General features: G+C 53.8%; 19 protein-coding genes. 9 read left to right on the top strand and 10 right to left on the bottom strand.

Going from position 1 to position 12,709, the window contains the following annotated elements:
- Positions 1–39 precede the first annotated feature (39 nt).
- Positions 40–294: a biofilm/acid-resistance regulator YmgB/AriR gene (locus HZZ01_RS13775; RefSeq protein ID WP_179898168.1), complete on the top strand. Its 255-nt coding sequence runs from the start codon at positions 40–42 to the stop codon at positions 292–294.
- 455 nt (positions 295–749) lie between these two features.
- On the opposite strand, the gene HZZ01_RS13770 is transcribed toward HZZ01_RS13775, so the two are convergent.
- Positions 750–944 (bottom strand): hypothetical protein, encoded by a 195-nt coding sequence (locus HZZ01_RS13770; protein WP_010246886.1) that lies wholly within the window; start codon positions 942–944, stop codon positions 750–752.
- Between the two features lie 419 nt (positions 945–1,363).
- Between HZZ01_RS13770 and HZZ01_RS13765 the strand changes: the two genes are divergently transcribed.
- The 3 genes from HZZ01_RS13765 (at position 1,364) to HZZ01_RS13755 (ending at position 3,457) form a co-directional block, all read left to right on the top strand.
- A complete protein-coding gene (locus HZZ01_RS13765; RefSeq protein ID WP_179898167.1) occupies positions 1,364–2,380 on the top strand; it encodes a substrate-binding domain-containing protein in 1,017 nt (338 codons plus the stop codon).
- Positions 2,381–2,492: 112 nt separating this feature from the next.
- Positions 2,493–2,888, top strand: coding sequence for a cupin domain-containing protein (locus HZZ01_RS13760; protein WP_179898166.1), 396 nt, complete (start codon positions 2,493–2,495; stop codon positions 2,886–2,888).
- A 212-nt stretch (positions 2,889–3,100) separates the two neighbouring features.
- Positions 3,101–3,457 carry a hypothetical protein gene (locus tag HZZ01_RS13755; protein ID WP_179898165.1) on the top strand — a complete coding sequence of 119 codons (357 nt, stop codon included), beginning with the start codon at positions 3,101–3,103 and terminating at the stop codon, positions 3,455–3,457.
- A gap of 72 nt (positions 3,458–3,529) precedes the next feature.
- On the opposite strand, the gene HZZ01_RS13750 is transcribed toward HZZ01_RS13755, so the two are convergent.
- The 4 genes from HZZ01_RS13750 to HZZ01_RS13735 form a co-directional block, all read right to left on the bottom strand.
- Positions 3,530–4,270 carry a YoaK family protein gene (locus HZZ01_RS13750; RefSeq protein WP_179898164.1) on the bottom strand — a complete coding sequence of 247 codons (741 nt, stop codon included), beginning with the start codon at positions 4,268–4,270 and terminating at the stop codon, positions 3,530–3,532.
- 211 nt (positions 4,271–4,481) lie between these two features.
- Positions 4,482–4,811, bottom strand: a complete 330-nt coding sequence (locus tag HZZ01_RS13745) for a DHCW motif cupin fold protein (protein WP_179898163.1) — start codon at positions 4,809–4,811, stop codon at positions 4,482–4,484.
- 25 nt (positions 4,812–4,836) lie between these two features.
- A complete protein-coding gene (locus tag HZZ01_RS13740; protein ID WP_179898162.1) occupies positions 4,837–5,529 on the bottom strand; it encodes an aspartate/glutamate racemase family protein in 693 nt (230 codons plus the stop codon).
- A 67-nt stretch (positions 5,530–5,596) separates the two neighbouring features.
- Entirely contained in the window at positions 5,597–6,754 is a 1,158-nt protein-coding gene (locus HZZ01_RS13735; RefSeq protein WP_179898381.1) for an MFS transporter, read from the bottom strand.
- 137 nt (positions 6,755–6,891) lie between these two features.
- Between HZZ01_RS13735 and HZZ01_RS13730 the strand changes: the two genes are divergently transcribed.
- Complete coding sequence (locus tag HZZ01_RS13730) at positions 6,892–7,389, top strand: MarR family winged helix-turn-helix transcriptional regulator (protein WP_179898161.1); 498 nt, start codon at positions 6,892–6,894, stop codon at positions 7,387–7,389.
- 5 nt (positions 7,390–7,394) lie between these two features.
- Here HZZ01_RS13730 and HZZ01_RS13725 read toward each other — a convergent pair whose 3' ends face one another.
- Positions 7,395–7,997 carry a helix-turn-helix transcriptional regulator gene (locus HZZ01_RS13725; protein ID WP_179898160.1) on the bottom strand — a complete coding sequence of 201 codons (603 nt, stop codon included), beginning with the start codon at positions 7,995–7,997 and terminating at the stop codon, positions 7,395–7,397.
- Positions 7,998–8,040: 43 nt separating this feature from the next.
- Between HZZ01_RS13725 and HZZ01_RS13720 the strand changes: the two genes are divergently transcribed.
- The 3 genes from HZZ01_RS13720 (at position 8,041) to HZZ01_RS13710 (ending at position 9,599) form a co-directional block, all read left to right on the top strand.
- Complete coding sequence (locus HZZ01_RS13720; RefSeq protein ID WP_179898159.1) at positions 8,041–8,736, top strand: B3/4 domain-containing protein; 696 nt, start codon at positions 8,041–8,043, stop codon at positions 8,734–8,736.
- 115 nt (positions 8,737–8,851) lie between these two features.
- Entirely contained in the window at positions 8,852–9,172 is a 321-nt protein-coding gene (locus HZZ01_RS13715; protein WP_179898158.1) for a hypothetical protein, read from the top strand.
- Positions 9,173–9,221: 49 nt separating this feature from the next.
- Positions 9,222–9,599 (top strand): RidA family protein, encoded by a 378-nt coding sequence (locus HZZ01_RS13710; RefSeq protein ID WP_179898157.1) that lies wholly within the window; start codon positions 9,222–9,224, stop codon positions 9,597–9,599.
- 25 nt (positions 9,600–9,624) lie between these two features.
- Here the strand turns inward: HZZ01_RS13710 and HZZ01_RS13705 are convergent, their stop codons facing one another.
- Genes HZZ01_RS13705 through HZZ01_RS13695 form a run of 3 tightly spaced genes read right to left on the bottom strand, consistent with a single transcriptional unit; the run spans position 9,625 to position 10,843 of the window.
- On the bottom strand, positions 9,625–10,152 hold the full coding sequence (locus HZZ01_RS13705; RefSeq protein ID WP_179898156.1) for a DUF4865 family protein: 528 nt from the start codon (positions 10,150–10,152) through the stop codon (positions 9,625–9,627).
- On the bottom strand, positions 10,149–10,538 hold the full coding sequence (locus tag HZZ01_RS13700) for a tautomerase family protein (protein WP_179898155.1): 390 nt from the start codon (positions 10,536–10,538) through the stop codon (positions 10,149–10,151). Before HZZ01_RS13700 ends, HZZ01_RS13705 begins: the two co-directional genes overlap by 4 nt.
- On the bottom strand, positions 10,538–10,843 hold the full coding sequence (locus HZZ01_RS13695) for a carboxymuconolactone decarboxylase family protein (RefSeq protein WP_179898154.1): 306 nt from the start codon (positions 10,841–10,843) through the stop codon (positions 10,538–10,540). Before HZZ01_RS13695 ends, HZZ01_RS13700 begins: the two co-directional genes overlap by 1 nt.
- A gap of 96 nt (positions 10,844–10,939) precedes the next feature.
- Here HZZ01_RS13695 and HZZ01_RS13690 point away from each other — a divergent pair, with 96 nt between their 5' ends.
- The gene (locus tag HZZ01_RS13690) at positions 10,940–11,821 is read left to right on the top strand and encodes a LysR substrate-binding domain-containing protein (RefSeq protein WP_179898153.1); all 882 of its coding nucleotides are present in this window, start codon (positions 10,940–10,942) and stop codon (positions 11,819–11,821) included.
- A gap of 329 nt (positions 11,822–12,150) precedes the next feature.
- On the opposite strand, the gene HZZ01_RS13685 is transcribed toward HZZ01_RS13690, so the two are convergent.
- A complete protein-coding gene (locus HZZ01_RS13685; protein ID WP_179898152.1) occupies positions 12,151–12,705 on the bottom strand; it encodes a GNAT family N-acetyltransferase in 555 nt (184 codons plus the stop codon).
- Positions 12,706–12,709 lie beyond the last annotated feature (4 nt).

Genomic DNA, 12,709 nt, shown 5'->3' with positions numbered 1-12,709 from the left:
CATTGCATCTGACTCATTTTCCTCAGAGAAAGAAAAATCATGCAACATTCTTCATCAGATATTTCAATCATTGACTATTTTCGCAGTGCAGGCGATCAGCTTGCGCCGGAAACCGAACTGCTGGGTGCAGTGATTCGTGACATTGTTGCTGATCAGGGGCGTGTAACCAATAAATCCATCATCCTGTATCTGATCGCGGAACTGGAATGCACCTCAGATGTGGTCAGGCTGGATGTGTTGCGCAAAACGCTGGAAATCGTGGTTGGCCGTACGCCAGACGATACCGGCATCTGACATCTCATCCTGCGTTATTGCGTTTAACGCAGGATACCCTGCCCGCCTCGGCCCTTTTTAAACTGCCGTGACTTTAGCGATAAACTCTGCAGGCCACCTAAAAAATCGGATTAGAAAATTATCCTGCCCCTACAGGAACTGTAAGGCATTTTATTCTGGCGATACTGCTTTTATACAAACCTTTCAGGTAATAATCATTCAGGCTTAATAATTGTGACTGTTGAAATCAGGCATTTCTTAATCTGAAAGCCGCGACTGACAATCAACAATACGCAGAAGGTTCTGACTGAATTTTTTATTCAGATTTTAAACTGACGTGCTGAATAAAAAAGAAACAACAGACTGACAGAAAAGCCCTTTTCAAGCTGCCACCCTTATTCAATCCCTCTGTTCCTGTCGACATAAAAAGATTGCCTGGCAGACTGTGCGTGTACTCAATAGTCGTCCTGTCAATCTTAATGCATCTTGCGGGTAAAAAAGCTTATCGCTTCCTGACACAGTGCTTTCAGCCTGCTGTCACGGGTTTCTTCGCTCAGGCGAAACAAGGCGTCCGTAATATCGTGAAAATGAACCGGCTCTCCCGCCTTGATCAAATCACTGACTACCGCACCAACCAGCGCGCGGATTTCGTTATCGTTGTCGTACTTCACACGACCTCCCGACGGTGTATGCATATACAGTCTATCATCAGCAGGAGGTAAAAAACAAAAAAGCCGTCATGACATAAATATAAGCGAAGCGGCAAAGAGATTATTAATTATACAGACCCGGAATATTATCTGGCTTTATTTTTTCCTGACATTGCCCTGAACCTGTAAATGGCTAAAACGAGGTTATAACCGCTGCAATCTATTTCATGCCTAATCTGACGGTAATCTGATTTCAATATCCTGAAGCAGAAACCTGGCTAAATGTATTTATTACAGTCTTTCGATTACCGTTTATCCCGGTCACCAGCACGCAGGCTTCCCGGTCTGACAGGTTCTGACCTGCCGTTGTCAAATGATCATCAGACAATGGCCAGCACTATGATAAAACTATCTTCATTCACTGGTATCACGAGTAGCACATGGCTAAATTCACCCTGAAACAGATCGCAGCCCAGTCTGGGCTCAGCCTTGCGACCATTGACCGCGCCCTGCATCAGCGCGGCAACGTGCCTGCCAGGACACAGCATCGAATTCAGCAGGCGATAGCGGATCTGGAACTGATGCAAAAAGCAGGGCTCGCGAGAGGAAGAACGATCTATTTCGACGTGATCATGCATACACCTGACCGCTTTCAGCCACTGATACGTGAGGCGCTCAGCAGTCAGATCGCCAGTTTCACCGCCTTTAAACTTCAGCTGCGTTTCCATTTCGGGGCGAATCTTACGGCGGAATCAATTAAGGCGCTGTTGAACAAAAAAGCGTGTCACAGTCACGGCGTCATTCTCAAGGCGGCCTGTTCCGAAGAGCTGAACCTCACCCTCGAATCGCTGCTGAAACACCGTGTTCCGGTGGTTACCATGATGAGCGATTTGCCTGGCAGCGCGCGACTGCGCTATATCGGCATGGATAATTTTGATGCCGGTAAAGTGGCGGCGTTTCTGATGTCAAAATGGCTGCGGATTAGCCCATCTCATATCGTGGCGGTAACCGGCTGCCGGGATTTTATAGGCGAACAGGAGAGGATCCAGGGGTTTCAGCGAGCGATGCAACAGTTTGCGCCCCAGCATAAGGTGAGCGTGGTCGCAGGCGGTTATGGCATTGATGACAGGATGCATCATTCAGTGATGCAGTTTTTGCAAAACCATCCGGACGCAGACGCGATTTACACTGTCGGAGGCGGTAATCCAGGGATACTGCGTGCGTTTGCAGAACAAAAGCGCCAGGTGAATGCCTGTATCGGTCACGATCTCGATCAGGAGAATTGTGCCCTGCTGCAGGCTGGTAAAATTGATGCGCTGATTGAGCATAATTTACAGCTTGATGCGCTGTATGCCTTCAGAACGCTACTGGAGTTTCATGGATTTCTGCCAGCGTCAGCACCGCCTGCGCCTTACTCTAAAATCAATATCATTACCCGATATAACATGACGGCCTGAAACGCGTTCTTATTAATAAACCCTGCTTATAGCCCTATACGCACCGCGCTGGCTAATCACCCGCCGATCCACAGGTTACACTTTTACTCACCCTTAACAGCAGGAATCAGTTATGAAAATTATCGCCAGCGGATCCCAACCTTCACGCAAAGGGCCCACCGAATATTTTACCGGCACAGTCCGGATTGATGCGCCATTTCAGGCATCCGAACCTGCCCGCGTGGGCGGTGCGACGGTGACCTTTGAACCGGGCGCACGCACCGCATGGCATACTCATCCCCTGGGGCAAACCCTGATCGTCACGCAGGGACAGGGCTGGATTCAGTGTGAAGGTGAAGCCATTCAGGTGATGAATACCGGGGATATCGTCTGGATCCCGGAAAATGTGAAGCACTGGCATGGCGCAACGCCGGATAATGCCATGACACACATTGCTATCGCTGAGTCACTGAATGGCTCGCCAGTTGACTGGCTGGAGCACGTCAGCGATCAGCAATATCAGCGCTAAAGGGCAGCGGGCATTTTGCCCGCCCCCTCTTTCAGTAAAATGTTAAGTGCGCGCTTACTGCTCAGCCTGAGTGTCTGACGTAAGCGACCAGGGCGCGTAAATATCCCCAGACAAATTTTAACCCTTTTATTGCCGTTCAGTTTAAACAAATTTGTTAGCATTAAAGCTAAATGCTTCGTTTTACTGCATCCGAATTTCGACAGGAAAAATCGGTGACTTATAAATCTTTTATCTTACTTTTAATGGCATTAACGCTTTTATCCGGATTTCTGGTCGTGCCAGGGCTGAGCAGACTTAAACACAATTCTGAAATTGACTATCTGACCGGTCATCCTGATACGGCCTTTAGAATTTTTAGCCAGTGTAAAACTGAAGTGTCCGACGTGAACCGTTGTTACAACGCTTACAGCACAGCTGTCAATCTTGCGAACACAACGGATTGCTCATCAGCAGGCATTAATCAACAGTTCCGATTCAAAACGCTGATTGAGAGTAGCTCAGCCCGTACAGTGGCTGATGAGATAAAAATAGTTTGCCCGAATGCACGTATCAACATTCCGCTAACATGATGCTCATCATGTCGTCATAGCACACGATAACGGCCCAGCCCCAGGGAGAAAGCCGCCCCGGGACTGGCTTGATCAGTAGAGACTTCTTCGGGTGCGCTGCACGGTGACGGCGATAGCTGTCAGCGCCACCAGCATAAGAAACACACCCAGGCCAACCATTGCGTTGAAGCCATAGGCTTTAAACAGCAGCAGACCGGCTATACAGCCGCTCAGGAAGGAGAATACTGTCGTCAGATGGGTGTGCAGCACTTTCTGGAAAAAACGGCGATCGTCGGTTTCCATATGCACTGCATGCGACGTGTGGGCAAAGATCCAGGAACCCAGCGCAATGCCAGCATCGGTCAGCGTACCGGTAATGTGTGTGGATCTGACGCGGCCGTTGGAGAGCTGCGTTGAGGTCGCATTGTGAATCCCCATTAAAAAGCCCAGCATCACCAGCACTTCCCCATTAAAGCTTGGCCGATAGAACACGATCTCAAAGATCGATGCCGCCGTGAGCGCCGCCCCTTCCGCCATAATGATCAGACAGAAAATGGTGCGCAACTTATGTTTGATCCCGACAACCACAGCCAGCCGCGCAACGGTACAGCCCAGCACAAAGGCAATAATCAGTGCCATTAAAAACAACATGGTGTGAAGGTCGCTGGTGGTCACTTCCTGGGAGATCTGCGAGGTGTTACCCGTCATATGCGACGGGAAAAATCCAAACGCGCCCAGCGCCATAGCATTCAGGATGCCGGCGGTAGTGGCCAGCACCAGCGCCAGCAGTCGGTCTTCGGTATGCGAACGAACTTTCTTCTTTTTTATCAGCACAGGCTTCCCCACATCAGGTGAATACAAAACGGTCTTATAAGGCTTCAAGCATACAACCTGATGAGAATTATTCCTGTCAGAACCAGATAACTCTGATGAAATAAGCCATTAATTTTGCTGATTTTTATAAAGCAGATTCAGTTTACTTTTAAAAGTGTCAACGACGCGATGATTCACCAGCAGATGACCACAAAAGAGGCGGATAGCAAACTCAGTCAACGATAAAGAGCTGCGCGCCGGTGGGGGTAAACGAACGATGCGGTTCAGCATCGTCCGCCACCTGATAACTGACGCCCGGTGTCAGTACGAAACGGCGTCCATCGGCCAGTTCAGTGTGAAGCTCGCCCGCCATGCAGAGCAAAATATGGCCCTTTATGCACCAGTGATCGGCCACATAGCCGGGCGAATAGTCGACCATGCGAACCCGGATATCGTTAAATTCTACGGTTCGCCACGTCGCCTTTCCCTGGTCGCCTGGATGAATGGTCTCTTCAACCTGATCCCATTGCGTCAGGCCAAACGGCAGATTGTCTATTTTCATGCGATTCCCTTATTGAGGATAAACATTAAGACAGAGCCTGGAGCACCGCCTCTTCCGCGTGGATTTGCGTGGTATCAAACAGCGGCACGCTGGCATCCGTAGCATCCACCAGCAGTGTAATTTCAGTGCAGCCCAGAATAATGGCCTCGGCGCCCTGCGCCACCAGCTTCTGCATGATCTCCCTGTAACGACGTTGCGAGGCAGGATTGATTTCGCCCAGGCAAAGTTCCTGGTAAATCACCTCATGCACCAACAGACGGTCCGCTTCATCTGGCGTGATGACCTCAAGGCCAAAGTGCTGCTGAAGTCGCCCGCGATAAAAATCCTGTTCCATGGTGAATCGCGTTGCCAGTAACCCGACTTTACAGACGCCAGCCCGCTGAATGCGGCGTCCGGTGGCGTCGGCGATATGCAGGAGCGGGATGTCTGTAGCGGCGCTGATTTGCGCGGCCACTTTATGCATGGTGTTGGTACAGAGCACGATAAACTGCGCGCCAGCCCGCTCCAGATTACATGCCGCTTCAGCCAGGATCTCGCCCGCCTGCTGCCACTCGCCCGCTGCCTGAAGGTATTCGATGCGCTGAAAATCGACGCTGTAGAGCACCAGCTCCGCCGAGTGCAGTCCACCCAGTTGCTGTTTAACCTGCTGATTGAGAATGCGGTAATAGAGCGCGGTAGACTCCCACGACATGCCGCCTAACAAACCAATGACTTTCACACTGCGCTCCGGGTTCAGGGGGTTCACTTCAGCATGCCAGATCGGCCGTGTTCAGCAACGGCTTTATTCAGGCTGCCCTGATCTCAGGTCTGAAGCGCCAGGCCATCACCATCAGCAACACTACGCCAGCGCTCATAATCAGCCAGGCCTGGTTCAGTGACGCACCGCTGTCACGCACCCAGCCCGCCACCAGCGGCATCAGCGCCGCAATCAGGTATCCCCCACCCTGCACCCTGGACAGCAAAACCCCCGCTTCTCTTGCGCTTCGCGCATGGTCCAGCGTCACAATCAGCGACAGCGGAAAGAGTGCGCCGATGCCTGAACCCAGCAACAGCGCAGAGAAAACCGGCATCGTGTCCGGATAAAATACCAGACTCAGCAGCCCCGCCAGCAACAGGGCCAGCACGCCAAGCAGCAGTGGGCGACGATCGGGAAAACGATGTAATGTCGCCGAGACGATGAAGCCGGCTACCACTTCGGTTAAGGTCAGCGCCGCGAGCAGATAGCCGCTGTGACGCGCACTCCAGCCCAGCTGAATATAGAATGGCGGCAGCCAGGCCAGCACCAGCGTGTAGGCTCCCGTGCCAATGCCGAAAAACAGTGTCAGCAGCACAGTCCGCGGCACAGTCAGTGTCGTCGCATCCGGGGCTACATTAATCGGCGATGTCCGTCTGACCGAGATCAGCCAGATCAGAAACGTCAACAGCGCTAACCCGCCGGAGATCGTCAGTGTGGTTTGAAGGCCCAGCCATGAGAACAGCGGTTCGGCACTGGCTGCGGTCAGTGCCGCGCCCGCCATAATCCCGGTGCTGAACAGTGCCATCAGCGTCGCTGCAGCTTCAGCAAAACGTTGCCGAATCAGCGCGGGCATCAGCGCCTGTATCACGCCAATTCCGGCGCCTCCCGCCAGCGCGGTAAGCATCAGCTGAAAGGCGGTCAGGTTAATACCGCGCCACAGGCAGGCAGCCGTCAGACAGAGCAACCCGGCGGCGATGCCTGTTACCGGCCCGATACGGGCGGTGAGCCACGGGCCAGAAAGTGCGGCCAGGCCCATCATCGCCACCGGCAGCGTGGTCAGCAGGCTGAACGACGTGCCCGACAGACCGGCATGCTGTTGCAACACCGGAAACAGCGGGCCGATAATAGCCAGCATTGGCCGCAGGTTCAGCCCAACAAGAAAAACGATCGCGGCAAAGAGAAGGGGGAATAACATTTTATTTTTCATCATCGGGGCCCTGACTGAGGATTGACGATGACAGCAGCGAGCTGTCACTATTTATCTTAACGTTAAGATAAATAGCGCACTCTGTTAAGAGGCTTAGCACAACCCGACAACATAACCCCAGCATCTACAGGTGATTTATGCATGACCATATTGATTTCGTTGTCAGTCAGTGGGACAACGCGATGCCCAATCTTGATGCCTCTTCCATGCGAATCTTCGGCAGAGTGCTGCGTCTGATGAAACATCTGGCGAAAGCGCGCAGTCAGGCACTGGCGTCGTTTGGCTTTCAGGAGGGGGAATTTGATGTGCTGGCGACGCTGCGACGGGCGGGCTCACCCTATCGCCTGTCGCCCACTCAGCTCTACCAGGCGCTACTGGTGACCTCCGGCGCGATGACAAATCGCCTGAACCGGCTTGAACAGCAGCAACTGATTGAACGTGTTGCCGCACCGGATGACAAGCGCAGTATGCTGGTAGGGCTGACGCCTCACGGGCAGCAACAGATTGAGGACGCACTCCGTGTTCATACTGCAACGCAGGAGGCAGTGCTGGCGCCGCTGGCCGCGTCAGAACGCGCCGAGCTGGAGAGGCTGCTGAAAACACTGCTGCTGGCGTTTCCCGGCGAAGCAGGATAGCACCGTCAGCGCTGGAGTTCGGCCACCGTCATGGTGAAGATAACTGGCTGATCATCAGCACTGGCATAGGCATGCGGTATATCGGTACGCGCAACAGCAGCACAGCCCTGCTGCACCACCAGGGACTGCTCACCCACTGTTAGTGCCAGCGTGCCCTGCTCAACGTGCAGCAGTTCGAGCGTGCCCGAAGAATGGCCGGTTGAACTGAACACCTCGCCCGCAAACATCTGCCAGCGCCATAGCTCGATCATATCCGGCCCGCGTGTTCCTGCCAGCATCTTCGCACTACCGCCCTGCTCGCCCTGCCACAATACCGGCATATCGCTGGTCTCTATCAGCCAGGCGTCCGGCGCATGCGAAACGTTAACGATATCGGCCACCGAGACGCCCAGCGCGGCAGCCACTTTACAGAGAATGGCAATGCTGGGATTGGCAGCGCCTTTTTCGATCTCGACCAGCATCCCTTTACTGACGCCTGCGCGGCGGGATAATTCGTCCAGCGAGAGCTTCTGGCTTTTACGCCAGCTTTTTATGCTGTCTGAAACAGCCTGATTAACACTGGCAACATCGGCGCCTGCATCGGTCGTTATATTGACTTTTTTGGTCATCGGTCATTACTATGAAATAAATTAGTCACTGAGAGAGTATCCGATGTTATCTGTTCATCCGTCAATCGATCCCGCCGTTTTCGCGCTCGCCCCAGGCTTTCGTGCCATGAGTATTGTGGTGGAGGCTGCACCGCTCACCCGACCGGAGGTCGCCAGCGAAGCACTGAAAAGCGCCTGCCAGCAGGTGTTAAATGATGATGTGGTCTGGGCAGACGCGCATCTTGTTGCGTGGGCTGAGGTGTTCAAAGCCTTTGGTGCCAAAGCAAAACGAACGCCCTGTTCTGCTGAAGCATTACGCAAGCGCGTGCTGCGGGATGGCGCATTGCCGGCTATCGATCCGGTTGTCGATCTCTATAACGCCATCAGCATTCGTTACGCCCTGCCTGTCGGCGGTGAAAATATCGCTGCTTATGCTGGCGCGCCGCGTCTGGTGATTGCTGACGGCAGTGAACGTTTCGATACCGTCAAAGAGGGCGAGGTGGTTTACGAGTCACCGGAACCGGGTGAAGTGATCTGGCGTGACGATGAAGGCGTAACCTGCCGCCGCTGGAACTGGCGTCAGGGTGTACGAACCCGACTGGATGCCAGCGCACGTCAGATGTGGTTCATTCTGGAAAGCCTGCCCGCGATGCCGCTCTCCGCACTGCAGCAGGCCAGCGACGATCTGGTCACAGGCTTGCAGCAGATGATGCCAGGTGTGCAGGTCAGTGCGACGCTGATTGAAGCGCCAGCAAGTTGAACATTGCCTTAACACCGGTTAAACAGGGTTAACGATGACCTGAATGTGTGGCAGGATACGCGCCCTGCGTCTGGCCATATCCGGCTGACTTAACGCCACACAACCGGTGACTTCAATGGCTAAAATAAAATACATCTTTCCCCTGTTGCTGATCCTTGCTCTGGTTGCCTGGTGGATTATCCCTCACGACAGTGAGGAAGATAAGGCGTATTACGTTGCGGTTTTCTGCGCAATTGATCATGACAGTGCGCAACCGCTCGACCGGCAGATGCAAAACGTTATTGAAGGCGGCAACTCTGACTATGCACTGCAAAAAATTGCTTATAAACCCGCGCTGGGCCGCAGTGTCATTGGCCGCTGGCAGCAACTGACGACTGATGAGCAACAGCGCGCCGCGCAGGATAATGTTATCTGCCAGCAACTGCTGAGGCGCTGAAAGATGGCGGGGAGTATTATCTGATCATTCAAAGAGTGAAGGAGAAAGTATGACCCTGCCAGAACGTAAGAATTATCCACAACTGGGCGAAGTCAAAGCACCGTATGTCCACGCCGTTAAACATGGCGCAACGCTTTATGTCTCCGGGCTGACCGCCTTTGGGACTGCGGCTCAGCAGGGCGATATCGCTGAACAGGCAGAGGCTATTTTTGAACAACTTAAAGCTGTTGCTGCTGCTGAGAAGACGTCCCTCGCCGCGCTGCTGAAAGTCACAATATTTATCACCTCTTTTACGGAGATCGCCGCGCTGCGGGAAGTGCTTTATCGCCATTATGGTGAGCATCTGCCTGCCAGCTCGCTGGTTCAGGTCAGCGGCCTTTTCTCCACAGACCTGCGCATCGAGATTGAAGCTATTTTTGCCCTTTAAGGCGCAAACCGCGATCTCTCAGCGGCTACAGCTGTAAATCTGCAGCCGCTGCACCCCGCGCCAGATAACCGATGCGATAAACTTCCTGCTCGCCGGAAGGTCGATGCTGAGACGCGTCAATGTTTATTCCCTGCCAGCGGGTCACATCCCAGGCGCGTAAACCTGCGGTTTCCGGCAGTGCCGTCAGATCGGAATGCGCTGGAATCGTCCAGCGCTTCAGCGTCATAAAGCGGGCTTCAGCCAGATTCGTGATGTGGGTTTGCCCCTCCAGCGTCAGCCAGCTTTCGATGCCCGGCCAGCCAAAATCCCTGACCAGTGTCGCGAAGCCATGACTTTGCAGGAAACGCTGCATGCCACTCGCCTCCCGCCAGAAATAGACCGGCGCATAACGGTTTTCATTCAGTCCGCCATCGTCAAGGCAGGCACAGAGATACGCTTTGGCCACCAGACCCGGAAAGCCATCCAGCCGGGCACCGTTTAGCCTGATGCGCTGTTCAATGATGCCCATATCGTAATCAGCAGGCAGAGTAAAACGATAGTGCATGATAATCATAACGCCTCCAGTGCCAGCATCTGGCCGCCGCTAAAGCTCCACTCTTCGGTGCTGTTGAACTGAATAATGATCATCACGTCGTCAGGATCAATTGCCATCTCAGCCTGAAGTGCCACACAGAGTGCATGATAAAACCGCTGCTTCTGTTGCCGGGATCGCGGTCGGCCTGCCGTCACCTGAAACAGCACGAAATTATCGCTGCGCCCACCGCTGAGATAGTGGCGGTCAAATACCCGCTGAGAAGCAGGAAGCATCTCAATCACCTGAAAACAATCGTGCTCAGGCACGTCAAATTCTTCCACCAGCGCCTGCTGAAGCAGCATGGAGATCTGATGCAGGGCCGCCTCGTTGTAGCGCTGACGCAACGTTATTCGGGTGAAGGGCATCAGTGGTTATCCTCCAGAAAGCCCAGCGCGGTGACGGCGGCCGGCCAGCCTGCGTAAAACGCCAGATGGGTGAAGCTTTCCACCAGCTCATCCTGCGTCAGCCCATTCTTACGGGCAAAATCAATGTGCCATGGCAGCTGCTGGACGCGCCCCAACGCGGTTAAGGTTGCCAGCGTTAGCAGGCTGCGTTCGCGCGGTGACAGCCCGTCGCGCTGCCAGATATCACCAAACAGCACCTGCTGAGTGAGTTCGGCCAGTTTTGGCGCGCGCTGCGCCAGTGTTTCCCGATCCAGTGAATTTTTCATTGCACACTCCTGAGTAGTCAGTGAGAGTGTCACTCAGGCCTTTAGTCCTGAAAATCAAATTAATCAGCATTAACCATCCACCTTTACAGGACGATAATGACTAAGTTACCGGAGTCACTCGATATAGATGCGCTGCGCAGTTTCGTGGCAGGCATTGATGCGGGCAGCTTTGCGCTGGCTGCACAGCATCTTTGCCGGTCGACCTCAGCCGTCAGTGCGCAGCTTAAAAAACTGGAGCAGCAGTGCGGCACGGCGCTGGTGATGAAAAAAGGGCGGCATCTGCAACTGACCCCCAGCGGTGAACAACTGATGAGTTACGCCAGACGGCTGCTGTCACTGAACGATGAGACGTTACGGGCCGTGAAAGGCGAAGCGTTGCAGGGTGAAATACGCATCGGGATGCAGGAGGATTTTGGCGAGGCGTTGATGCCTGCCATTCTCGGTGCGTTTAACCGTCAGCATCCGGATGTGATGCTGACCGCACGCGTCGACAGAAACCTGCCGCTGCTGACGGCGCTGGCACGTCATGAGCTGGATTTGGCGTTGCTGTGGCAGGCAGAACAACAGGCGAGCACACAGTTGATTGGTCAGTGTCCGTTGGTCTGGATTCAACATCCTGCGTTTGATCTGGCGGGGTATCTGCAGCGCGGCGAAGCGCTGCCGCTGGTGGCATTTGATGCGCCCTGTGTAATGCGAACACGCGCCACGCTGGCACTGGATGAGGCAGGCATTCCATGGCGGATAGTGTTTACCAGCCACAGTCTTAGCGGGATTTGGGCAGCAGTACAGGCCGGGCTGGGGATGACTCTGCGCACCCGCGCAGGAATGCCGGAAACGCTGGTGACGGAATCACAGCGGCTGCCACAACCCGGCTATCTGGGTATCGCGCTGGCCCGCTCAGATCAGGGCGATGACCCGGCGCGGGCGCTGTTGCAGCACCTGATCTCAGAAGCCGCCCTGCCCTTTATTGCGCGCTGATCTGAAATGGCCGCTGACGCAGCAAAGAACAGGCGAGAAGGTGTGCTATCCGGCAAATAACATTAAGGCTGAAGTTTACTCAGGACGGACTTAACTGGCTCGGCGGTGAGATGTGACGAACGGTTATCTGATGCGCCGATCCATAAAAGACTCACTGCCATGACTGCTGAAATAAAAATTGTACGAATATCCATAAATCCTCCCCGGAACAAGATGGATAAAGTAATTCAGGCAGCGGCGAGTTAATCGCGGGATAAGAGACGCTTTAAAGGGTCTGAGTGAGAAAAAGTGGCGCAGATTTCGCCACGTCTGAGTGACAGGTGTAAAGATCAGAGGGATGCGTTCACGGCATTACCTGCCGCAAGCCATTCGCCTCGGCTAAGGGTAAACATCAGGTTGGGAGGAAACCCCTCTGGATCATCGACCTTTTTCAAAAAGGTTAAGCCTGCTTTTTCTAATACACGGCGCGAAGCCAGGTGGTTCTCGCGTGTCACCCCCGTGATGACACTCAGTCCGGCCTCCTCAAATCCGTAACGAATCGCTCTGCGGGAAAGCTCGGTCGCATACCCTTTTCCCCAGGCCGCTGGCTCAAAACGGTAACCGAGATTGTTAGTCTGACGGCCGTCGAACCGGCTTCGGAAGACGCCACCAAAGCCGATGATTTTTTCCGGATGCGCTTTCTCACATATCGTCCAGTCGCCAAAACCCTGATCTTTGTAGAGTTGCAGCGTGCGCTCCAGGGACTGAACAGCATATTCCCTGTCTGGCCACGGACCGCGCGGGTTGAATTTATGCGTGTCGGGGTCGCTATAGATTCTGAAGAGGTCGTCGAGATCCTCACGAACGGTATATCTGTAGAGCAATCGCTCTGATTCCCAAATCATCCTT

The organism is Pantoea sp. WMus005 (genome assembly GCF_013415305.1).
Taxonomy (GTDB): domain Bacteria; phylum Pseudomonadota; class Gammaproteobacteria; order Enterobacterales; family Enterobacteriaceae; genus Pantoea; species Pantoea rara.
This window is presented reverse-complemented; position numbering and strand designations above follow the sequence as displayed.